The organism is Paenibacillus sp. FSL H8-0034, assembly GCF_038000305.1.
Classification (GTDB): Bacteria; Bacillota; Bacilli; order Paenibacillales; family NBRC-103111; genus Paenibacillus_S.
Genome location: NZ_JBBOBS010000001.1, coordinates 6,381,917 through 6,403,455 on the forward strand (window position 1 = coordinate 6,381,917; position 21,539 = coordinate 6,403,455).

General features: G+C 47.8%; 20 protein-coding genes. 4 read left to right on the top strand and 16 right to left on the bottom strand.

Annotated elements, in window-relative coordinates; translation table 11 throughout:
* Nucleotides 1–164: 164 nt before the first annotated feature.
* Both NST47_RS28710 and NST47_RS28715 read left to right on the top strand, forming a co-directional pair.
* On the top strand, nucleotides 165–443 hold the full coding sequence (locus NST47_RS28710) for an ArsR/SmtB family transcription factor (protein ID WP_341158184.1): 279 nt from the start codon (nucleotides 165–167) through the stop codon (nucleotides 441–443).
* 90 nt (nucleotides 444–533) lie between these two features.
* On the top strand, nucleotides 534–1,493 hold the full coding sequence (locus NST47_RS28715) for a serine hydrolase domain-containing protein (protein ID WP_341158185.1): 960 nt from the start codon (nucleotides 534–536) through the stop codon (nucleotides 1,491–1,493).
* A 75-nt stretch (nucleotides 1,494–1,568) separates the two neighbouring features.
* Here the strand turns inward: NST47_RS28715 and NST47_RS28720 are convergent, their stop codons facing one another.
* The 8 genes from NST47_RS28720 to NST47_RS28755 all read right to left on the bottom strand — a co-directional run bounded on the left by NST47_RS28720 (nucleotide 1,569) and on the right by NST47_RS28755 (nucleotide 9,210).
* Entirely contained in the window at nucleotides 1,569–2,492 is a 924-nt protein-coding gene (locus tag NST47_RS28720; protein ID WP_341158186.1) for a helix-turn-helix transcriptional regulator, read from the bottom strand.
* A 101-nt stretch (nucleotides 2,493–2,593) separates the two neighbouring features.
* A complete protein-coding gene (locus NST47_RS28725; protein WP_341159778.1) occupies nucleotides 2,594–3,760 on the bottom strand; it encodes an epoxide hydrolase family protein in 1,167 nt (388 codons plus the stop codon).
* Between the two features lie 173 nt (nucleotides 3,761–3,933).
* Nucleotides 3,934–4,956: a GNAT family N-acetyltransferase gene (locus NST47_RS28730; protein ID WP_341158187.1), complete on the bottom strand. Its 1,023-nt coding sequence runs from the start codon at nucleotides 4,954–4,956 to the stop codon at nucleotides 3,934–3,936.
* Nucleotides 4,957–5,029: 73 nt separating this feature from the next.
* Entirely contained in the window at nucleotides 5,030–6,115 is a 1,086-nt protein-coding gene (locus NST47_RS28735) for a saccharopine dehydrogenase family protein (RefSeq protein ID WP_341158188.1), read from the bottom strand.
* 25 nt (nucleotides 6,116–6,140) lie between these two features.
* A complete protein-coding gene (locus NST47_RS28740) occupies nucleotides 6,141–6,854 on the bottom strand; it encodes a class I SAM-dependent methyltransferase (protein WP_341158189.1) in 714 nt (237 codons plus the stop codon).
* Nucleotides 6,855–6,892: 38 nt separating this feature from the next.
* The gene (locus NST47_RS28745; protein WP_341158190.1) at nucleotides 6,893–7,585 is read right to left on the bottom strand and encodes an ABC transporter ATP-binding protein; all 693 of its coding nucleotides are present in this window, start codon (nucleotides 7,583–7,585) and stop codon (nucleotides 6,893–6,895) included.
* A gap of 4 nt (nucleotides 7,586–7,589) precedes the next feature.
* Nucleotides 7,590–8,366 (bottom strand): ABC transporter permease, encoded by a 777-nt coding sequence (locus tag NST47_RS28750; protein WP_341158191.1) that lies wholly within the window; start codon nucleotides 8,364–8,366, stop codon nucleotides 7,590–7,592.
* Nucleotides 8,341–9,210 carry an ABC transporter substrate-binding protein gene (locus tag NST47_RS28755; protein WP_341158192.1) on the bottom strand — a complete coding sequence of 290 codons (870 nt, stop codon included), beginning with the start codon at nucleotides 9,208–9,210 and terminating at the stop codon, nucleotides 8,341–8,343. The genes NST47_RS28750 and NST47_RS28755 overlap by 26 nt, the downstream gene beginning before the upstream one ends.
* 262 nt (nucleotides 9,211–9,472) lie before the next feature.
* Here NST47_RS28755 and NST47_RS28760 point away from each other — a divergent pair, with 262 nt between their 5' ends.
* Nucleotides 9,473–10,588 (top strand): helix-turn-helix transcriptional regulator, encoded by a 1,116-nt coding sequence (locus tag NST47_RS28760; RefSeq protein ID WP_341158193.1) that lies wholly within the window; start codon nucleotides 9,473–9,475, stop codon nucleotides 10,586–10,588.
* An 81-nt stretch (nucleotides 10,589–10,669) separates the two neighbouring features.
* Here the strand turns inward: NST47_RS28760 and NST47_RS28765 are convergent, their stop codons facing one another.
* The 3 genes from NST47_RS28765 to NST47_RS28775 form a co-directional block, all read right to left on the bottom strand.
* Complete coding sequence (locus NST47_RS28765) at nucleotides 10,670–11,614, bottom strand: NAD(P)/FAD-dependent oxidoreductase (RefSeq protein WP_341159779.1); 945 nt, start codon at nucleotides 11,612–11,614, stop codon at nucleotides 10,670–10,672.
* A gap of 149 nt (nucleotides 11,615–11,763) precedes the next feature.
* The gene (locus tag NST47_RS28770) at nucleotides 11,764–12,357 is read right to left on the bottom strand and encodes a TetR/AcrR family transcriptional regulator (protein WP_341158194.1); all 594 of its coding nucleotides are present in this window, start codon (nucleotides 12,355–12,357) and stop codon (nucleotides 11,764–11,766) included.
* 16 nt (nucleotides 12,358–12,373) lie between these two features.
* Nucleotides 12,374–13,735 carry an MATE family efflux transporter gene (locus NST47_RS28775; RefSeq protein WP_341158195.1) on the bottom strand — a complete coding sequence of 454 codons (1,362 nt, stop codon included), beginning with the start codon at nucleotides 13,733–13,735 and terminating at the stop codon, nucleotides 12,374–12,376.
* A 618-nt stretch (nucleotides 13,736–14,353) separates the two neighbouring features.
* On the opposite strand from NST47_RS28775, the gene NST47_RS28780 reads away from it, so the two are divergent.
* Nucleotides 14,354–15,277, top strand: a complete 924-nt coding sequence (locus NST47_RS28780; RefSeq protein ID WP_341158196.1) for a S66 peptidase family protein — start codon at nucleotides 14,354–14,356, stop codon at nucleotides 15,275–15,277.
* A 171-nt stretch (nucleotides 15,278–15,448) separates the two neighbouring features.
* Here the strand turns inward: NST47_RS28780 and NST47_RS28785 are convergent, their stop codons facing one another.
* From NST47_RS28785 to NST47_RS28805, 5 genes are all read right to left on the bottom strand, one after another.
* On the bottom strand, nucleotides 15,449–16,366 hold the full coding sequence (locus tag NST47_RS28785) for a dihydrodipicolinate synthase family protein (protein ID WP_341158197.1): 918 nt from the start codon (nucleotides 16,364–16,366) through the stop codon (nucleotides 15,449–15,451).
* 57 nt (nucleotides 16,367–16,423) lie between these two features.
* The gene (locus NST47_RS28790; protein WP_341158198.1) at nucleotides 16,424–17,422 is read right to left on the bottom strand and encodes an ROK family protein; all 999 of its coding nucleotides are present in this window, start codon (nucleotides 17,420–17,422) and stop codon (nucleotides 16,424–16,426) included.
* Nucleotides 17,419–18,054 carry a D-sedoheptulose-7-phosphate isomerase gene (locus NST47_RS28795; protein ID WP_341158199.1) on the bottom strand — a complete coding sequence of 212 codons (636 nt, stop codon included), beginning with the start codon at nucleotides 18,052–18,054 and terminating at the stop codon, nucleotides 17,419–17,421. The genes NST47_RS28790 and NST47_RS28795 overlap by 4 nt, the downstream gene beginning before the upstream one ends.
* A 65-nt stretch (nucleotides 18,055–18,119) precedes the next feature.
* On the bottom strand, nucleotides 18,120–20,624 hold the full coding sequence (locus NST47_RS28800; RefSeq protein ID WP_341158200.1) for an alpha-mannosidase: 2,505 nt from the start codon (nucleotides 20,622–20,624) through the stop codon (nucleotides 18,120–18,122).
* Nucleotides 20,625–20,662: 38 nt separating this feature from the next.
* Entirely contained in the window at nucleotides 20,663–21,535 is an 873-nt protein-coding gene (locus tag NST47_RS28805; RefSeq protein ID WP_341158201.1) for a carbohydrate ABC transporter permease, read from the bottom strand.
* Between the last annotated feature and the right edge of the window lie 4 nt (nucleotides 21,536–21,539).

A 21,539-nucleotide genomic window follows, 5' to 3' on the forward strand; every position in this document is an offset into this window, starting at 1 on the left:
AAATATGGTATGATAAACATAATCGCAGTTGCTTTTCATGGTTACCTGAGTCTGCGCTGCCAAATCAAGATACTTCCATAATAATCAAAATGAAGAATGGCTAACGACATATACTGAAGTTTAGATCCCAAAACAAAATGTCATAGAAAAGGAGAAAAATCTGTATGACTACGCTATCAGACCAGCAATTCGCGAGAATCTCCCGGGCTCTAGCCGAACCGCGACGTTATCAAATGCTCAAGGAAATCGGAGCAGCCAAAGAGCCGCTGCCATGCAGCATACTACACGAGTCCCACAACGTGAGCGCCGCTACCATCTCCCATCATATTAAAGAATTGGAGACAGCCGATTTGGTTCAATGCATTCGTGAAGGCAAGTTCATGAGTCTTGTCCTTCAACACGATGTTCTACGTGCCTATTTGGAAAAACTTTCGGAAATATAATAATCTTTCATTATATTCCAATTGACCTCATCGCTTCTGCCCAATCCATGATATGATGGAAAAAGAAACCATATCTACGGGAGGGCTATTATGACAGAACATCTGTTACCTCGTTCCAAACCTGAAGATCAGAATATCATTCCACAGGCCATTGAACAATTCATTATCGCCATTGAAGCTGCCGGATTGAATATGCACAGCTTTATGCTCCTTCGTCATGGGTACGTTGTATCCGAAAAGTGGTGGCCAACGCATCATCCGGACGAACCGCATGCTTTATTTTCAATTAGTAAAAGCTTCTGTTCAACAGCTATCGGTATGTTGGCTGATGATGGTCTGTTATCCATCGAGGAACCGGTACTGCAATATTTCCCTGATCACATGACACCGGAAATTGAGTCCAACATGAGCTCTTTACTGATCCGACATCTGCTTACAATGACGACTGGCCATTCAGAAGATCCTACAAACCTCATACGGAATACACAAGACGGTGATTGGGTAAAAGCCTTCTTCGAAACGACCATTGAAGAAGCTCCAGGTTCACGATTCGTCTACAATAGTGGCGCTACTTACCTACTGTCCGCGATCGTGCAGAAGGTAACCGGACAAACGCTCCTCGACTATCTACGACCCAGACTTTTTCAACCTCTTGGAATCGAAAATGCAACTTGGGAATCCTGTCCTATGGGAATTAGCTGTGGCGGCTGGGGTCTTAATCTTACGACAGAGGACATCGCGAAATTTGGACAGTTATACTTACGTAATGGAGTTTGGAACGGCCAACGCCTCATATCGGAGGAATGGATTGAGGAGGCGACTTCTGTTCATATATCAACATCTGCTATGGATGGTATAGACAAGCAGCAGGGTTATGGGTATCAGTTTTGGCGCTGCCAGTTTGGCGGGTTTTGCGGAAGAGGTGCAAACGGTCAATTTTGTATCATAATGCCCGAGCAGGATGTGGTCATTGCGATTACCTCGGACGAGAAAAGAATGCAGGCAATACTGGATATCGTATGGGAGAAGCTTCTTCCAGCTATAGAGTGAATACTGTCTATTTTCATATGTAGCAAAGCAAAGAGGCAACCATGTTCATTGGCTGCCCCCTAACCACATTCATAATTAGTCGACCTTGTAGATCTGGACCATTTTCATAATATGACCTTGCAGCTCGGCAATTAATTCGGGAGGCTCTATCAGCTTGACATAGCTGCTGTAGCTAAGAATGTTCTGAATCGCTTTTTCCATGGAGGAATAATGTGCCGTTACGGATATCGTCCCGTCCGGGTTATCTATGATCTGGTCATAACCATATTCATCCCGTACTCTCGTCTTGACCTCTGGATTAAAACACAAAACCGCTCTCACTTTAGCAAAATTAGCATGGCTCATGAACTGCCGTTCAACATCCTGCAGCGTATAAGCACGACGGACGAATAGCTCTGGCAAGCTTCGCAGCCTAATCATACGGGAAAGCCTGAACACACGTATAGCAGATCGAGTGAGACAATAGCCATACAAATACCAAACATATCCTTTGAGAAACAATCCCATCGGTTCGATCGTTCTTTCCGTTTCCGTTCCCTTGCTATCCAAATAGTCAAACCCGACGATATGCAGCTCTTTAATAGCCTGGCGAAGCGGGGCGATTTTCACCTTGTCATTGGGAGCTGGGGTGAAATCAAGATCCACATGAACCATATTGGCGGCATTCGATGGAGTCGGCATCAAGACATTGATTCTCTCCAAAAGCCCATCGATGTCCGAGCTGTCGGTAGCGGAGCGTGCTCCTTTCAATGCCGAACAAATAGCCGAAAAGTCATCGAGGGATAAGACTTGTTTATCTATACGATATCCAGACATAATCTCATACCCTCCGTCCGAGCCGGGAAATGAAACAATCGGGATTCCAGCCTGATTAATTGATTCCATATCGCGATAGATCGTACGCAGAGAAACTTCAAAGCGCTCGGCCAGTTCAGTTGCGTTGACACGGGGCTGATTGAGTAAAGTCATCGTAATGGCAAGCAACCGATCCAGTTTCACTTGAAGCTCCCCCTTGCCAAGTTTAATGGTCACACTTGCAGATTCTTATTATTTTCTACATCTAACCGTCTATAACCTTCTTATACAAGGAAGTCATGTCATTATCTGAAGCGACGGAAGAAGCTTTGCAGGTCGGGCGCCAAAAGATCCGGCGCATCCATGGCGGCAAAATGCGTGCCACGCTCAAACTCCGACCAATGTACGATATGAGTGTTATCGCGCTCTGCAAAACGCTTCATCGACTTGAAGTCGTAGCCAAACACAGCAACTCCGGTCTCGGTCGTATTAGGGCCTTGCACTGCCTGTTTGCTTTTATGTGCATTTTCATAATAGAGACGAGTGGAGGATTCCGCCGTATTGGTCAGCCAATACAGCATTACATTCGTCAGAAACGCATCACGATTGATGAAATCCACATGGTCACCAAACCCATTGAACAACTCGGCGATCCAGGCGAGCTGGCCTGCCGGAGAGTCGGTCAGCCCATATGTCAATGTCTGCGGCCGAGTCTGCTGAATCGCGTTGAAGCCTGCCCGTTCATGAAAACTGGCCAGAAATTGAAGTCGGCTCTGATCGTCTGCGGACAGGTCTACCATCTCCGCGGGATCGCCTGATGGGAAGGAGAACAACTGCAGCACATGGATACCGAGCAGACCGTCAGGCTTCTGGATGCCCATCTCACGGGAAACGAGCGCACCGCAATCACTGCCATGAGCACCGTATTGTTCATAGCCGAGACGTTCCATCAACTCTGCCCATGCATGGGCAATACGAGTTATATTCCAGCCGGCTTCGAGAGCGGCACCAGAGAAGCCAAACCCAGGTAAAGAAGGGATGACGAGATGAAAGGCATCCGCCGGATCGCCGCCGTGTGACCGTGGGTCCGTAAGCGGTCCAATCAGGTCCAAAAACTCTACAATCGAGCTTGGCCAACCGTGTGTGAGGATGAGCGGCATCGCGTCAGGCTCCGGTGAACGGACATGCAGGAAATGCACATTGGCCCCTTCTATCGTCGTGGTAAATTGTGGGAATTCATTCAAACGCGCTTCATGCTTGCGCCAATCATACTCATTGTTCCAATAAGCTGCCAGCTCTTTCACATACGGAAGCGACACGCCGTACTTCCATCCAGCGTCCTGCAAGGCTTCAGGCCAGCGAGTGCGGGACAAGCGGTAGTGCAGTTCATCAAGATCCGCTTGTGGAATGGCGATGTGGAAAGGGCGAATTTCAGTGTCTACATGGTTTGATGTGTGGTTAATTGTTGTCATTAAAAGTGCCTCCTCGAATTTGGGATCTCTGTGTTTCTTCTTTACACTTCTAATCATAAAGCAAGAACCCTGACAGCATACTGTCAGGGTTACGAGGGGGCTTAACATTTATTTCGTTATACGTATCTATTTCTCAAGAGTATGGACCGCTCGCATTGATTGTATGGTGATTCTCATCCTTGTCCACCCTGGACACGATTCCATACATCCTGCAGCTTGGCAATTATCCGATTTTTGCCTCGCAATGGCGCGTAACCTAAACGGCGATTAATTCTAAGAATGGGCTCGTTCGTGGAGTCATTATCCGTACGGATATAAGCGGCATTACGCTGTTTGGCAAGCTCTATCGCTTTTATTTTCAGTCCCAACGCGATTTTACGACCACGGTAAGCTCTACTTACACCGGTATACTCATGATACATTCCGTTGGTCAGCTGATTGTGCAATACATTAGATACACCCACATATTTATCACCATCTATCGCAATAATGACCTGTTCCGGTGCATAACCATCGACCTTCAAGTACCACTTACGCCATTCATCAATAGCTGGAACCTCACCGGTATGCCCCGGTATATCCTGAAGTGTCTCCTTGTAAAGCTCGTACAGCCTCTGTTCGCTACTCTCTTCAGCCTCATGGGCTAACGTTGAGAACCGCACCCCTTCACACTCCAGTGCACGGAAAAGATCATGGTCATTCATACTCACCAAGTCGACCTTCTCCATATCAAGCACGGACTGAAAAGAATGACGTTCGACTATAAACCCTCTACGTTCAGCAAATTGAAGCGATTCCGGACTGTCATCCCAAATCTCCATTACAAGTAGGGTAGCTCCAAGCTTGATTCCCCAATTCGTCACATGTCGCAGGAGAAGCTGCCCCACACCTTGATTGCTGTGCTGTTTAGCTACAATCAGCGTGCTATTGAGATGGCCGGGCTCTGTCCAGGGTGCCCGCCAAGCCCAAACAAAGCCTACGATCACTCCCTGCTCTGTAACCGCAACCTGCCGTACGCGATCATAGCCTGCAAGCAGCCCGTTATCATCGATGTAAGTATGGCCTACTTCGTAAAGCTTGGCATCGTCTTCCTCAAGCCTCTCGGCCGTAGTGGGTTCTGACCAGTATGTGTTTAATAGCTCTGCTAATTGTGCATAATCCTCCGGCAGCCTCAAGGGCCGAAGCGCAATAGACATGGTGATAACCTCTCTCCACTTTCAATTTATATCAAAAGTGTAGTTGTTTTTCCAGAATGTTACAACGGAGATTTTAGCTATAGTCGTTTATTCGGATATCAACCTTAACCTCGGGAGGAAGCGAGGGCAGCAAGCATTCCCATTCAAATAACTGATCAATATGATACACGCCATGCGGTAATTCAGAGCGGTAAACCTTATCTGCTACAGCCGCGGCCACTTTTGCCGTAATGCTGGCTTCCTTGATCCCCTGAATCAGGCACTCAATCAACACGTCATCTTGACCCCTCTTTCCCCACGCATCAATTTTCACGGCAAACATCTCTTTTCCAAATCGCAGCTTACCGAACAATAAGATAGCAGCATGGCGGATGCGCGGAAGCTTTAATAAACGGAACACACCCCCTGCTCTTAACCACGCCAGCAAGCCGGTTACGACAGCCGAATCGAAACAGAGCCGCGTGGATACCAATGGCACACCCAAGGTTCGTGATAAAGCATGCTGATCAGCAAAATTGAACCGATAAGACTTTCTATGTCCCATCGCTGATCCAAATTCCGTTATTTTACCGTCCGTAAAGCTGGATACAACAACCTTACTTCCCGCCTGCATCACAGTAAAATCCGTGCCCAGGTTATCCACTGTCCATTCGATAGCCGCTTTACCATGCTGGTCGCCCAAGCCCAGCATGATCGATATGTCAATCGCATCCGTCCGATCCATCAAATGTTTGGCATGAGCAGCCAGCAGGTTGGTAAGCCCCGGAGCGAGTCCAATGCTCAGCACTGCCGTTGCTTGGCCTGCGGCGGCTTCCTCATGTAGAAGCTCCAGCTGGGAAAGAAACGAATCGTCCGCAGAAATATCTACATAATGCACTCCGTTGTTGAAACAAGTCCGTGCAAATACAGGATCAGCCTGATCCAGACACATCACGACCAGCTTGATATCCTTCCATATATCCGGATCAACGACTTCCTTGATATTAATCTGGTAAGGCTTTACCTTCCCCTCCATTGTTAAGCAGAATTGCTCAGCACGGTCGAAGCTTCTTCCTGCCGCAATCACTGTTCCTGGATATAACTCACCCAGATGCTTGCAAATCATTTGTCCTACTTGACCATAACCACCAACCACCATGATGTTTTTTTTCAAAATCATTCTCCTGACCCGTATGCCGAATTCTCTATTCCGTCGTATCCTCGGATTTGAAGCAAAAATATCCTTCTATTAAATAAGAAGTAAAGTAACGCGATGTGTGAGTAAATCCAGCTTCCTGTAATAACAGTGCCACGTCTTCTGAGGAGATCGGATCTGATTCCTGTCCGATAGAAGCGGCGAATCGATCCCATTCCTCTTGTGTAATTCCGTTATCCAGCATATGAGTTTCCCAGGCTTTCAACTGCGTAGCAAACTGTTTGGTTTGCGGTTCACCATTCAACGAAGCCATACAGAGGGGAGCACCAGGCTTCAATCGCGCGGAGATCCCGCGAAGCAGCTCCAGCTTATGCTGCATGCCTTTGACAAAATGCAGAACCAGCATGCAAGCTGCGCCATCATAACGTTTCTCCAGCGGCAGCTCATCAACGGTTCCTTTTATTAAGCATACCCGATCCCCAAGCTCCTCCTGATTGACCCTTGATTCCGCGATCTTCAGCATCGGCTCGGAGGGATCGATACCTGTAAATGTCCAACTCTCATGCTTGCTGCCCAGCGTCACAATCTCATGACCGCCTCCTGCCCCAACGATCAGCATATCCAAGCTGGTATCCTCGGTATCTTCACTATGGTTGATCGTATTCAATATGCGATCCGTCATATCATGCAGTAGTTCGTAACCAGGTATTTTTAAGGAGATCGTCTCTCCATAGCGGTTCACATTTGGGCTATTCCAGTTCATTTTTGATTGAGGATTGTTCATTGTTATCGCTCCATTCCTTAGATTGATTGATGTCCATTGACAAGTTTGTGCAGCTTAACGATATCGTCTGCCGTAAACCGCATGGTGTCAGCTCCAACATCAGCTGCAGCATGGAAAATGTCCATCGCAAGCGAACCTGCCCCTGTAAGTACTACGATACGGGATCCAAGAGCCAGAGCCTCATCCAGATCATGCGTGACGAGCAGGACGGTTGGTTTATTCTTGTGCCATAGTCGCAGCAGCAGCTTCTGCATGTCTTGCCGGGTTCCGGCGTCCAGGCTTTGAAAAGGCTCATCCATCAGGAGCAATCCCGGATTGGCTACGAATGCCCGGATCAAGGAAACCCTCTGCTTCATCCCACCGCTGAGCTGATCGGGATAGCTTGTCAGCGCATGCGCCATTCCCGCTTCTGTCAACCAAACCGCAATATCCTCATCTCTAATCGCACGCTTCCGATCATCGAGCACCCATCGAACATTGTCCAGTACCGTTTTCCATGGCAATAGCCGGGGCTCCTGAAATACATAACCGATTCGCATATCGCTTCTACTTCTTATGATTCCCGCATCGGGCAGCTCCAGTCCTGCCGCCATTCGCAGCAGCGTCGTTTTACCGATACCCGAGGAACCCATGATGCAAGTAATTTGCCCTTCATGAAGTTCAAGAGATAGCTCCGACATAATCGTTCGATTACCGTAATGTTTGGTCACTTGTTCAAACCGCATAGCGTTTATTGTTCTCTCTTTCCTTGTGTTTTCCGTATACGTAGGTTCGCATTAACCATTCCAGACTCATTCCCAATAGAGCAACAAGCAGCGTCCAGGCGATTACTTCATCCGTCTTCAAATATAATCGTGAGGTGTTCAATGCTGCACCTATTCCGGTTTGACCACTGATTAATTCTGACATAACGACGGTCTTCCATCCGCTGCCGATGTTGATGGTGAGAGCTGACAACCAGTAAGGCCGCAGCGCCGGCAAATAAATGTCCCGTATTCGCTTCATGCGGTGAACGCGAAAGACGCTTGCCATTTCAAGCAAATCCTTAGGCACTTGTTGGATGCCCTCCACCGAATTAAAGAAAAACACTGGAAAAAGGGCAATCATGACGACCAGAATCTGCGCCCCTCCGTCTACACCTAACCATAGAATGGCCAAAAGAATCCATGACACAGGTGGTACGGATTGTAACAGTGTCACTGCTGGCCGTACGAATGCATATAGATTATCGTGATAGCCTGATACTATTCCAAGTCCGGTTCCAATGATAAAAGCTATACCGAAACCGATGGCAAGACGCAAGAAGGACTGTGACAAAGGTTCCCATATATGCCCGTTTCCAGCGATATGGAGCAGCGCCTGTAAGGTTTCACTTGGTGAGGGAAGAATTACAGCAGGGTACACACGGGCCACACCCTCCCAGATGGCAAGAATAACGAGAAAAGTATAGCAGCCCGGCCATTTGTTATAGACCGTAATAAAAACCCGCATCAGGCAGCCGGCCTCCTATCGATTCCGGTGAGTCCTGCAGCAAAATTTGAAAATATCGCTCTACTTCCGGCTTGGCATCCTTGGCGTCCTTATAAACCAAATTTATCTTGGTCATGGCAGCAGCTAGTACGGCTTGCGGGAGACCAAATGCTTCAGCAGACAGCTTAAGCGATTCATCTGGCCTTAGAACCGTCTCATTCAGCGCATCCCGATACATAATCTGAAATTGTGCTACTTCCTTGGTATGTGTCTTGGCCCAATCACGGTTTACGAAAATACCTGTCTGCGGTAAATCCTCACCAAATTGGGTTTGCCACGCTTTCTGGAAATCGATAACTTCATATAACCTGCCATCCAGCTTCATCCGCAATCCGCTGACCATAGGCTCTGGCAGTACAGCATACTTGATGGTGCCTGCTGCAAGCTGCTGCATCATTTCTGGGACGGTAGAATATGCAAGCTTGACCTTTCCGTCCAACCCTTCCTTTCTTAGCAAAAATCGGGTTAAAATATCGGGCGGACCGCTTTGTCCGGGAATATATACCGTCTCATTGGTCAGATCAGCCAAACGGTGTGCATCAGGTGAAGTGGAAATCAAATACATGGAACCCCACGTATTGACATGAAGCAGCTGCAGCGGCAATCCTTTTGCAGCAATATTGGCCCCAAGATTAAGCGGTGCGGCAACAAATGGTACATTTCCGGTCTGGATACGAGCAAGCAGCTGCTCAATGGTATCCCATGTTTCCACCTTCAGCTGCATATCTGGGCTCCCTTTCTTCTCGGCCAGCAATGCTGGAATCAGAGAAGGTGCTTTCGGAGATAACAGGATGACATTTTCCATATTTGTCGACGGGACCTTTGTTTCCTTAACGTCCTCCTCACTTCTGGAGCAACCACCTAAAAGAATAATGAGACCGATTAGAGTCAACAACACCAAATGCAGGGTACGACGACGCAGCATAGTTTCTTTTCATCCCCTTTTTTATATAGTAGAATAACAATAAGAATCATTCTCAATTATAAGGATGTAGTCGGTAAGGACAATCCCACAAATCTGGGATTTTCACAGAAAGCACATACCGGTTTGTACGAGGAGCAACGACATGAGCGTTCATACACATATAAGAGACGTCACCCAAAAGATATCTGCACTGGAAACAATTGAAACGAGTTCTGCATCTGGTTCGGATTATCGGGAAATGGTAATCCAACTCATACGCAGCGTCGTACCGTTCGAAGCGGCTTGCTGCACGACAGTTGATCCGAGGACACTACTCTCAACGGGGGCTGTTACGGAGCATAGTGTAGAAAAAATTCATCACCTGTTATTTGAAAATGAATACCAGCACGAGGATTTCAATAAATATACCAGCTTAATCCAAGCTGATGACCCCACCGCCACACTCAGTGGGGCTACGAATGGTCAATTGAAGCAGAGCTCCCGCTACCGTGACATTCTCAGTCCGGCAGGCTTTGGCGATGAAATGCGAGCGGCTTTGGTGAGCGATGGCGCATGCTGGGGGTATTTGACTTTATTCCGTGCTCAGAATCAACCTGTGTTTGGGGAGGCTGAGCGTTCCTGCGTTTCCTCTCTGGTCCCCGCAATTTCTCAAATGCTGCGCAAGAGAAGCCTGAAGCTGACGACACATGAATCGGAGCAGGTGCACATGGACGCTGGCATCCTGATTTTGTCGAACAGCCTTACCTCCCTATCCTCTGATGCAGCGGCCGATTATTGGCTTTCCTTGCTGCGCAAATGGGAACGAATCGACAGCACCACGCTGCCCCGGCCTGTTCGAGCAGTATGTGCTCGCGCCCAATCGAACCATACTCCATATCCGGACCAAGCGTATCCGTCCAAAGTCTGCTTTTATACACCAGATGGACAATTTCTGGTTATCCGGGCAAGTCGGTTAAGCGGACCCTCTGATTCCATGCTGCTGGCAGTTTGCTTCGAAACGGCGAAACCACTGGATATTATGCCCTTTATGGCGGAAGCCCATGGACTTTCATTACGGGAGAAACAAATTCTTGAGTCGGTATTACGGGGTTTTTCCACGAAAGAAATCGCCAGCTCGCTGCATATTTCCGCCTATACGGTTCAGGATCATATGAAATCGATATTCACGAAAACCGGCATGACGAGTCGAAGGGAACTCATATGGAGCTTGTTCTCCCGTTTTAGTCTGCCGAATGAACATGTACCGAACATAGACTGATATAATGAATAAAGAATAAAAAAGAATAGAGCAGGCAGAATGAACTCTGCTTACTCTATTCATATACAGTAATCAATGTATTCAATGATGTTCAAGCTGAAGATCTCGTCTGTAAGTTGGCGAGACTCCATGTGCGCCTACTAGCTCCTTGTGAATCCATATCGCAGCCTGAGAGCCTTCGCCCATGGCTATAGTCAGCTGCTCCGCGTGTACACCGATATCACCTGCTGCCCATATGCCAGGTATGTTGGTCATCTTGGTGCGTGGGTCCGTGAGGATATGCTTATTTTCCAGGCATTCAATGCCCACTTGGCGAGCGAGCTCCGAATGAACATGATTCCCGCCAAAAGCGATAAAACCCCGTTCGCCTGCAATCATACGTCCGTCATCCAGAAGAACACCCTGAAAATCACCGTTGAATTCACTTCTTACAACCTCTGACAACGCTGCGTCGATATGAACGATACCATGTGAAGCCAGCTTCTGGAGATGCTCATCATCTACCGCCTTATTCTGCCACTCATGATTGATATACGTGATAGCCTGGGTCCAATAGGTCAACGTCAGCGCCATGGCAGCACCAACATTACCTGCGCCCATAACGATGGTTTGTCGGCCATTAACTTCATAACCGTCACAATCGGGACATACATACACCGTTAGTCCGAGACATTGCTCAAGTCCGGGCAGCGCCGGAAACCTGTCGGTCAGACCCATCGCAAGCAATACGGTCATAGCCTGAAGGCTTTGATTGTCCTTTGATCTTTCTATCATAAATCCGTCTGCTGATCTTACAAGGCCGGTCACCTCATCTTGGATGAACTGCACGCCGAGTCGTTCCGCCTGTAATTTGCCAAGACTGCGAAGCTCATTGCCTGCCACCCCGTCCGGCCAACCGAGTATATTGTGGTAGCTTCTACAAAGGCTGGAACGGCCTTCCCCTTTATCTATAACCAGTATGCGGTGCTTGTACCTGCCCAGCTGTATGGCTCCTTGTAAGCCCGCAATACCTCCCCCAATAATCATACAATCGTATTTGGAAGTATCCAATGGTCTGTGACCCCTCATCGTTTTTCATTAGATTATCCAAGCTTTCCAATAAAAAACGAAGGTGAAGCCTTGTTGGCCGATCCAATTTATTCCTTTCCATCAGCTGAAGATCGAGCGCTTGGCTTCTAAAGGACTGTGCCATGGAGAAACACATGAATGGCTTGCCGATATATATTTAACGTCGTATCGTGGTTAGAGGAGCGTTTGGACATTTCGCCAAGTCCCATTAGCAGTCCCTCCAGTATAAACCCGAGTGTCCCCGCATCAGCCGACTTCAGTTCGCCTGCATCCATTGCCTGCTGAAGCATCCTTTGGTTCAATTGCACATGGTCAGAGAGATAATTGGCTACCTGTTCCTGCACATCGTTTCTTGCCCATTCACTGTATATAAATTCATCTGTAGCTTTGGTTAGCGGGTGGTTCAGATCATTCACGACGAGATGTTCAGCAAACCCATATAATTTTTCTTCCACGGTTGCGTACAGCTTTTCCTTCTCAGCCCATTGCTCCTTCCAATCCCGATCCCATTCGTCAAGCAAATACAGGAATAACCCCTCTTTGTTATGAAAATGATAATAAATATTCCCTTTGCTGCTTCCCGTAGCGGCTACAATATCCTCAATGGATGTGGCTGTATACCCTTTTTGGGCAAATAATGCCCTTGCGGCTTCAGCTACCTTTTTTTTAGTTTGCTCGCTCTGCAGCTGTTTTTTATTCATCGGGTCCATCTCCTTTTTAGATACCAGCCTTACGCAATGAATGTTTTCCTAAAGATCCCTGCCTCCTATAATAAATAACTATCGTGATCAGTACAATACATTCTGACAAGGGAACAGCCATCCAGATCCCCGTAATCCCCATGATCCTGGGAAGCACTATAATGAAGGCCAGCATAAGAAGCATTTCCCTTGCTGCAGTGATCCAGATTGCCATTCTCATGCTGCCGATGGATTGATAATAAGTCATCATCACAAAATTGATGCCCATAAACAGATAGGCGATTACAAAAATCCTCAGACCATGGACTGCATGAGCTGTGACCTGGCTGCTAAAATGTCCAAAAATCCCAACGATCGGCAATGTCGCCAGCTGTACAATCAGCAGTAAAACAGCCCCCGCTCCAAGCGCCGTGCGGACTGCAATCCGAATCGTTTGCCGCTTCCGTTCATCCTGCCGTGCTCCATGATAATAGCTGATCAGTGGCTGGATCGCCGAGCCCATTCCCAGGAAGGTCAGCAAAATAATGCTGTGAATATAACTCATAATAGAAAATGCAGCGACCCCGTCTGTGCCTGCATACTTTTCCAGTGAAACATTATGCGAAATCGTAAATACCGAGATACCGACCTCGGCCAGAAAGCTTGGAAATCCTACGATGATAACTGTAATCAGAAGTGCCTTATCCCATTTGAACCGCCGCAGCTTCAGATGATTCGTTTTTCTAAGAAAATGGGTGAAGAGCACCATTAAACCAAGAAATGCAGCAATGATCGTCCCCATAGCCACGCTGGCAACCCCCAGCTCGAACACATACAAAACAAAATAGTTGATAACAATGTTGGACAATGCAAAGGTAATCTGTGCCATCATCGACAGATTAGGATTACCGTCATTACGCACAAAGATGCTCACCGCATTCTCAATCGTAAATACGAATCCGAACAGCAGCATCACATTCATATAGGCAGACGCATAGGGATATGTCTCCGCATTGGCACCAAGCGCATAGATGAGCGGATCACGAAACATAAAGGCAGTGATGCCTATCACAAGTGTTGCTATGGTTATAATCGTCACGGAATACGAAAAGATAGTTTGTGCCTTATGATGCTCCTTCGCACCCATTGCCTGTGAATACAAGGTTGCACTCCCGATACCAATCCAGAGTGACATCGCGACAAATATCGTATATACAGGACTTGCAATGCCTAAGCCTGCGAGCGCCGTGGACCCCAGCTTGTTTCCTACCATGACACCATCAACGACAATATTGACAGCGACCAGCAGCATCCCCAGCATGGAAGGAATCAAGTAACGCAGGAATGCTCGACTAACCGATTGAGTATCCAGTAGGTGTGTCGTGTGTTGTTCTCTCATGTTGAAGCTCCTATCTGAACATTCATTTTATTATACTGAACGTTCGGTATAAATTGTAGCACATCAAAAAAAAAGTTACAACATTTCAAGACTTACAAGGGCTTGCAGGCAACCATCTCAGCTGGAAATTAAGTCCAGCGGATTTGTGAAGCCAGAGGGGTACTAGCAGTTCCAATAATAATTCTACTTGCATCTACTATGAGTAGTTTCATATACGAAAGCGAGGTGAAAGGTTATGTCTCATCTAAGAAATGATGTCGTAACAATAGAGTTCCGTCGGATTGCTGGTATTCGAGTGATTAGAGCTTTTCGAATTATTGGCAGTGTATTTCCATGTAGAGGTTTTTTATTTGTGGGCGGCCGCGTACTGCGTGCTGAACGCTGTCTCTTGAATCATAGATTCCGTCTAGTATCCTCCAGACCCAATATTTTAGTATTTGAACGCAGACGATTGCATCATTGATTATGATACTATACCCCATTTCCATTCATAACAATGAATACTAAAGCTAAAGCCTCGAAATTTGAGGCTTTTTTGTGTTATGGCTGATCGAATTTGTCCATATACATTAAAGAAATGAAGATACATATGCAATTTTGGGGGAGGAAGGTGTACGAATGGCAATTCGACCGGCTATTTTGCAAAAAGGCGATACCATCGGAGTTGTTACTTTGGGTAGTCCATTGGAGGCAGAGGTTATAGATGCAAACATTAATTTTCTTAAAGGTATGGGGTTTAATGTTGTTTTGGGTCAATATGTATATGCCCAAAATGGTTATATAGCAGGAACCGATCAGCAAAGGGCTCTGGACTTGATGAGAATGTTTGAAAACAATCAGGTGAAAATAATCCTGCCTACCCGAGGGGGTGTCGGAGTTGCCGGAATTATCCCCTATCTTGATTATCGTTTCATCCAGAGCCATCCCAAAATTATTTCCGGCTATAGCGATATAACCGTTCTGCTGAATGCCCTGTACCAATTTTCAAATTTGATCACTTTCCATAGTCTCATGCTTATCGATTTCAAACCGGATACGCCTGCGTATAGCTTTAACCAATTTTTTTCGGCAACGTCTTCGTTGGCTTTATACAGGGAAATCCAAAATCCGCCAGGATTGCCGTTGGTGAGCAGAGTGGGCGGTAACGTCGTCGGCCCCATAGTCGGGGGTAATCTGACTTCCTTGGTCGATACTTTGGGCACACCTTTTGAAATCGATACGCGGGGAAAAATATTATTCCTGGAGGATACGCATGAACCCATCAATACGGTATACAGGTATTTGAACCATTTGAAGTTGGCTGGCAAATTCGCGAATTGTGTTGGAATTATTATGGGAGAATGTACGGATTGTGCAGATGCCTATGGAAAGTCATATCAAGATCTGATTAATGAATTCGTTGTACCCCTTGGCAAACCTCTTATGACAAATCTGGCAAGTGCGCACGGTCCTTATAAAGCTGCGATCCCTATAGGAGCAATGGTAAATCTGAATACGTTCAATACTACTTTAACTGTGCTTGAGCCTACAGTCAGCTATTAATTCGAATTGCAAAAAAATCGACACGCTCCATCACATCAGCAATCGTGTATTGCCGTAAATCATCGATCAATTGACTTTAACTTGATGAAATTAGGCTACTTTCTTTGTGTCTACTTTGTTGACCTTCTTACATACAAGTAGACACAGAGAAAGTGTTAAATATAACGAATCTTACTTCAGCTCAGCCATCAATCGATCCGAATAACGCTTCAGCTGCTCCACCAGTGTACGCTGATGCGGCTGGAGACCCGCGCCATCCTTGACACGTGTAGTCAAAGTGATCGGAACGCCTGACAGCTGAATATTGTATTTGGCATCTACCGGATAATATTGACCCTCAATCCCCGAGGCGAGCCCCACGTAGTCCTGAACCTGCTCAGCCTTCTCCGGCTGCGTGTTCCAATTCTCAGTTAGCCACACATATAAATTTGGATGATGATTGGCCATGATTCCGCTAAAACCTGAAGCCCCGAGCTTCAGTGATTCCAGCAGTGTTGCCGAGTTGGCATTAAATAGCTTCAGGCCGGTTCCCTTGAGCACCTCAAGCCGAGCCTTGATCTCAACAATATCGCAGCACGTATCCTTAAGGAACAAGAAACGTCCTGTCGAGATGCACCACTCCAGCAATGCCGGGTTCATCAGTCTTTTATAAGGATAAGGGCATTCGTAAATCCCGAATTTGACATCGGGAACCGCCTGCAGAATACGCTCCGCGTTAGCCTTCCATACCTCATCGGATTCGTGCTCTGCTGCCAAACGGTTGCTCAGCATGACGAAGGCCTCAATCCCTTCAGCCCATATTTGCTTAATTTCCTCAATCTGGTCTTCGATAGAATCCGAGATATGTCCGGATGCAATAACCGGCACACGGCCGGAAGCCTGTCTGACGACAATCCGGGTCACCTTCACGCGTTCCTCCAGGCTCAGCATGAACATCTCACTGGAATTGCATACGGCAAACAACCCATGTACGCCCTGCTCGATATACCAATCCACCAGCCGCTCCAAGGCAGGCTCATCCAATTGATTATTTTCTGTGAACGGCGTGAGCATCGTTGGCCATACGCCATTCGCAATCGTGTTCCCCATTTTGTATTCCCACCCTTTATTATTAATGTTGCTTCATTGCTCATTGAGCAGTGACTGTTAATCGGCTGTTATCAGTTGATTCAACGCTACGGATAAACCGGCATAGTCGCCGACCTGCTCTTTCAGTCCTGCAGGCAGGATCCGGCACACGGACAATGAATGGGAGAGCGCTTCGCGCTGCAGTTCCTCTTGCATCACCCGTTCCAACAAAGGAAGCTGTCTGCCGTAAATACTGCCGATCACGATGACTTCGGGGTTCAGGATATCCACAAGGATCGCCAAGCCGCGGCCTAATTGACGAGCTACCGTCTGGAAAATATCAAACGCATCCGCTTCCCCGCGCTGCGCCGCCTCACCGATAGCTTCCGCTGTAATCGCAGGTATAGCACCAGGCTCAGCACAAAAGGAAGGAGTCCTTCCTTCCTTAAACAAACGTGCTGCTTCCATGCGCCCAAGCTCAGCAATACCCCCGCCACTGCAGAAGCCCTCAAAGGAGCCCGCTTTTCCATACCCGACAGGACCCGTTGGAGAGAGACGCATATGCCCAACTTCTCCAGCCATATCGGACGTTCCCGAATAGAGCCTGCCATCCAGAATCAAACCGGCTCCCATGCCGGTGCCGAAGGTGAGAAAGATCATATTGCGGCTGCCCTGACCTGCACCCCATTTCCATTCTGCCAATGCACACGCGTTGGCATCATTTTGCAAGCCGACAGGCACGGCGAAGCGCTCGCGTAATGGAGTGACGATATCGACACGGGACCAACCCGGCAAATTCGGCGGTGACAGAATGAGTCCCGCCTTGCTGTTCAATGGACCTCCGCAGCTAATGCCTATCGCTTCAAGCTGTCCATGTCCAGCATCTGCTTGACCAGCCTCAGCGAGCAGTTCTTCCAGCTCGCTCAACAATCGAGCGATATTGGCCTCCGCGCCTGATAAAGTAGCAAAGCGGCGTTTGGCAATAATTTCGATCTGCTCGCCAGCCCTATTCCCGATGACGCCCAGACTTACCGCACATTTGGTGCCTCCAATATCAATACCGGCCAAAATACTCATGAGGGGAAAAACTCCTCCTCCAGCATGATGCACAAGGCATGGTAAATCGGCAAATGCCGTTCTTGAATATCCGGCGTCAGCTCCCATGGCACCCGAATGGTTACATCGCACAGCTCCGCCATCTGACCGCCTTGATTCCCTGTAAGACCGATGGTATGAAGACCTTGAACCTTAGCGACCTGGATCGCCCTCGCGACGTTCGCGGAATTGCCGGAGGTGCTTAGTCCAAGCAGCGTATCTCCTCGCTTGCCGTATCCGTAAACCTGCTGGGCAAAGATCATTTCCGCTGACACATCGTTGGCATAAGCGGTTATCAAGGCCGAATGACTGACCAAAGATATTGCAGGCAGTGCTCCCTGCAAATGATCGGCAAGGAAATCCCCAGCGTCGGGGAATTGCTTGAGAAATGAGCTACGTGCTTCGTCCGACAAGTATCGCTTGGATCGAAAGCCTTTCATTAATTCGCCTACAATATGCTCACTGTCGGATGCGCTTCCGCCGTTACCGCACAGCAGCAGCTTGCCGCCTCCATGGAACGTTTGCTTTAGAAGCTCAGCAGCTTTCTCCACATCAGGCAGACATACGATCAGCTCCGGGTATTTATCACACATTACATCAAGTACTGCACTCATCGGTATACGCTCCTTTACAACAATAAAGTTAGCTCGTTCACTTGACTCGGTTCAGCTCATTCACTTTACTCGGCTTCAGCCAATTCAACGAAATTGACTTCTTTCACTGCTGAGCCTGCATCGTCGGGAACAAAAAATGTCTTGATTTCACATTTGCGGAACGCTGCGCTCCACTCACGCTGCAGCGCAGGCAGCTTGAACGCGGACTCGGTTTCCTGCCCCAGGGTCTCATAGCAGCGAACGATCCATCCGTCGCCATCCTCCGCACGCTTGAACGTCGTTGCCACAATAGCAGCCTCAGAAATGACAATGCCCTCTGATATTTGCGGAAGCAATCCTTCATGGTAAGTTTCCCACATGAGCAGCGGCGGAACATTAAGCTCATTTGCTTTTTGGACCAATCTGCCGTCCTTCCAGCTGCCGGAGTGAGGTACAAGTGTATAGCCAAATTCCTGTACACCTTGATCCATATATTCAACCTGATCATCGTCACGCTCGCTAAAATGATCGGCAAATATCGGACTGCGCACAACCGTCATTCGGATCTCGCTTCCCTGCACGTCATACGCATATTTGGAATCATTCAGCAGCCCCATTCCTCTGATCTGCTGTTCTTCACCATCCGTAGTATTCGGTGCGAGACCGTATACATCCACCCATTGCTGTCCTGGCACCTCGTTGCCATTCGTCGGCCGCTCAATAAAGCCATAAGGAATTTCCGAGACAGACTGTGGCTGCTCCACATGAACAGGGAAGGACAGCTTTAGCATCTTGTGTTTTTCTCTCCAGTCCAGCTGCACACGAACCTGTATATCCGATGAATGATGGCCCAGACTGATATCCTGACGCAGCACAGAGTTGTTATAATAGCTCGTCACACGAAGTGTAACGCGCAGTGGACCTTGCTCCAGCACCTTGATATGCGCATCGCCAAAGCGGCCGATTTCATCGCGGTATTGCACCAGATGATGGCCCCATGTATCACTGTGATGCTCGTCGATCACAATCGGCACAGCGCCCTTGCCGTTCAGCAGCTCGGTATTCGTCAACTTATCGAGAATACTGCTGATGTACCCGGTATGAGCATCCACTTGCACCCGGATCTGAGCATTTTCCAAGACATTGTTATCCACAAGAACCTCTCCTGCAAGTGGTCCCGCTGGAATGTCCTTATCGCGGTAAGTCCAATAAACACGATAGCCAAACGCAGGAACACGAGCCGTAATTAACGAGTCCCACTTGTCGTCTCTTCCATTTGTCCGTGACGCGCGTACAGTCTGGAGTGGAATCGGCGTACCCGCTTCGTCAGTAACACTTGTCAGCTTCTTGTTCACTTTAACAAGCGTCTCGACTTCCCAGGACAAAGGGTTAAACACAACGATAGGTGCTCCCAAATCATCCTGCTCCCAGGTTTGCCAATCCTTATCCTTGCTCAGTGACTTGACCTCAGGTTTCATCGTATCGATCGCCCACGATATTTTTTGCAAAGCCGCGTTCAGCGTTCTCGCGCCAATAGCCAATGCTTCTCCGTGAAACTCTCTCACATCGTCAAAGGCTTCCTTGATGCTGCAGCCGCCCATAATATCATGGAACTGATTAAACATAACGTTTTCCCAAGCCAGGTTGAGCGGTGCCTTGGGATAAGGAAGCCCCAACAACACATTGGCGAAAGAAGAGAATTTCTCAGCGCTCAGCAACCGATGCTCAGCGCGGCGATTGTTCGCTTTGGACTCGGAATGGGCAGAGTAGCAGCCAATAGCATGACGCTGCATTTCATCCTTGACAACAGGAATCGCCGGATTTTCCGTGACCATATCGGTAAAAAACTGATTCGGTGAGCTTAAAATAATCTGTTCGCGGCCATGCTCCTCACGAATTTCATCGATCAGCTGCAGGTTGGCTACCGTCGGTCCGCCACCATGGTTGCCCACTCCATAGAATGACATGTAGTCGTGACCTTTTTCTTTGGCAAGCCGCTGATGCTTGAGAATTTTGGCATCCTTGCCATGCTTGGTGAAATTGGCGTAGCTGTCTGACAAACGGAAGGTCATCACGCGGCTGCCATCCTCGGACTCCCACCAAAACAAGTCATTTTCCAGATGCTTCTCGTGCTCTTCAGGACGCATAAACAAGTAATAGTCCATACCGCTTTGCTTTAAAATTTGCGGCATCATACCGTGATGGCCAAATGAATCGACGTTGTAGCCAACGGTCGCCATAATCCCGAATTTTTCCTTGAAGTAGCGCTGTCCATACAAGCTGTGACGCGCAAAGGATTCACCTGACGGCAAATTGCAATCCGGCTGGATCCACCAGCCCCCGGTTATGACCCAACGCCCTTCAGCAACCCGCTCACGGATTTCTGCGAACATATCAGGAGCATTCTCCTCAACCCATTGATAATAGGCGGCGCAAGCGCACGTAAACACAAACTCGGGAAATTCGTTCAAGCGATCCAGAGCAGAGCGGAACGTTGCCTTGATTTCCGCATAACCCTCCTGCCACTGCCATAACCAAACCGGATCGAGATGGGCATTACCAATAAGATGAACCTTCGTATTTTCCGACATATCCACTGCTCCTTTGAAATAGTTTTACTCATCGTTAACTATCCTTTTACCGCTCCCAGCATAGCGCCCTGTATAAAATACTTTTGAACAAACGGGTACACCAGCAGAATCGGTAAAATGACTACGAATACGACGGCGTACTTAATATTTTGAGCCATCATCGTAATGCCTTCGGCAGAGCCTGTTTCTGTTGCTTGTGAAGTAAGCTCGCCCTGAACGACAATGTTCCGTACAAGAATTTGCAGCGGGAACATCGATTTATCGTTCAAATAAATCAAAGCCGGGAAGAAGCTGTTCCAGTGCGCTACCGCATAAAAGATAAACATCGTCGCCATAACCGGCAGCGATAACGGCAGCACGATTTTCCACAATATTTTTAATTCTCCAGCACCATCCACCGTAGCCGACTCATAGAGGGCTTCCGGTATTTCCTCAAAGAAGGTTCGCATTAGAATCATGTTGAACACATTGACCGCTGTCGGAATCAGCAGCGCCCATATCGTATTCACCATGCCGAGCGAATGAACGACCGTATACCTTGGAATTAATCCGCCATCGAAAAACATCGTAAATACTACGAAAAAAGCAAACAGCGATCTTCCGTATAAATACCTTTTCGAGAGCGGATACGCGCACAGCGTCGTCATCAATAAATTGACAATGACACCAAGCGAGGTGTACAGCAGCGTGTTCGTATAGGAACGCAGAATGGCCGGATCATCCATAACAATCCCGTAAGCTTTCATTGAAAACTCAATCGGGTACAAAAACACATCGCCCCTCTGCACCGCAATGCCCGAGCTTACGGACACAATTGCCATATAATAGAGGGGATAGATCGTAACGATGATTAAAACCAGCATGAGCAGCACATTCACAATGTCAAAGGGACTTATTTTGTTAAGTCTCATCCCG

What these genes read in the sequence shown, in the direction of transcription:
- NST47_RS28765 (WP_341159779.1), bottom strand. Translation starts at nt 11,614, where the DNA reads ATGATTATTGGGGGAGGTATTGCGGGCTTACAAGGAGCCATACAGCTG.
- NST47_RS28750 (WP_341158191.1), bottom strand. Translation starts at nt 8,366, where the DNA reads ATGCGGGTTTTTATTACGGTCTATAACAAATGGCCGGGCTGCTATACT.
- NST47_RS28775 (WP_341158195.1), bottom strand. Translation starts at nt 13,735, where the DNA reads ATGAGAGAACAACACACGACACACCTACTGGATACTCAATCGGTTAGT.
- NST47_RS28790 (WP_341158198.1), bottom strand. Translation starts at nt 17,422, where the DNA reads ATGAGTATTTTGGCCGGTATTGATATTGGAGGCACCAAATGTGCGGTA.
- NST47_RS28770 (WP_341158194.1), bottom strand. Translation starts at nt 12,357, where the DNA reads ATGAATAAAAAACAGCTGCAGAGCGAGCAAACTAAAAAAAAGGTAGCT.
- NST47_RS28800 (WP_341158200.1), bottom strand. Translation starts at nt 20,624, where the DNA reads ATGTCGGAAAATACGAAGGTTCATCTTATTGGTAATGCCCATCTCGAT.
- NST47_RS28710 (WP_341158184.1), top strand. Translation starts at nt 165, where the DNA reads ATGACTACGCTATCAGACCAGCAATTCGCGAGAATCTCCCGGGCTCTA.
- NST47_RS28760 (WP_341158193.1), top strand. Translation starts at nt 9,473, where the DNA reads ATGAGCGTTCATACACATATAAGAGACGTCACCCAAAAGATATCTGCA.
- NST47_RS28715 (WP_341158185.1), top strand. Translation starts at nt 534, where the DNA reads ATGACAGAACATCTGTTACCTCGTTCCAAACCTGAAGATCAGAATATC.
- NST47_RS28785 (WP_341158197.1), bottom strand. Translation starts at nt 16,366, where the DNA reads ATGGGGAACACGATTGCGAATGGCGTATGGCCAACGATGCTCACGCCG.
- NST47_RS28740 (WP_341158189.1), bottom strand. Translation starts at nt 6,854, where the DNA reads ATGAACTGGAATAGCCCAAATGTGAACCGCTATGGAGAGACGATCTCC.
- NST47_RS28735 (WP_341158188.1), bottom strand. Translation starts at nt 6,115, where the DNA reads ATGATTTTGAAAAAAAACATCATGGTGGTTGGTGGTTATGGTCAAGTA.
- NST47_RS28755 (WP_341158192.1), bottom strand. Translation starts at nt 9,210, where the DNA reads ATGGAAAATGTCATCCTGTTATCTCCGAAAGCACCTTCTCTGATTCCA.
- NST47_RS28725 (WP_341159778.1), bottom strand. Translation starts at nt 3,760, where the DNA reads ATGACAACAATTAACCACACATCAAACCATGTAGACACTGAAATTCGC.
- NST47_RS28780 (WP_341158196.1), top strand. Translation starts at nt 14,354, where the DNA reads ATGGCAATTCGACCGGCTATTTTGCAAAAAGGCGATACCATCGGAGTT.
- NST47_RS28730 (WP_341158187.1), bottom strand. Translation starts at nt 4,956, where the DNA reads ATGTCTATTGCGCTTCGGCCCTTGAGGCTGCCGGAGGATTATGCACAA.
- NST47_RS28795 (WP_341158199.1), bottom strand. Translation starts at nt 18,054, where the DNA reads ATGAGTGCAGTACTTGATGTAATGTGTGATAAATACCCGGAGCTGATC.
- NST47_RS28805 (WP_341158201.1), bottom strand. Translation starts at nt 21,535, where the DNA reads ATGAGACTTAACAAAATAAGTCCCTTTGACATTGTGAATGTGCTGCTC.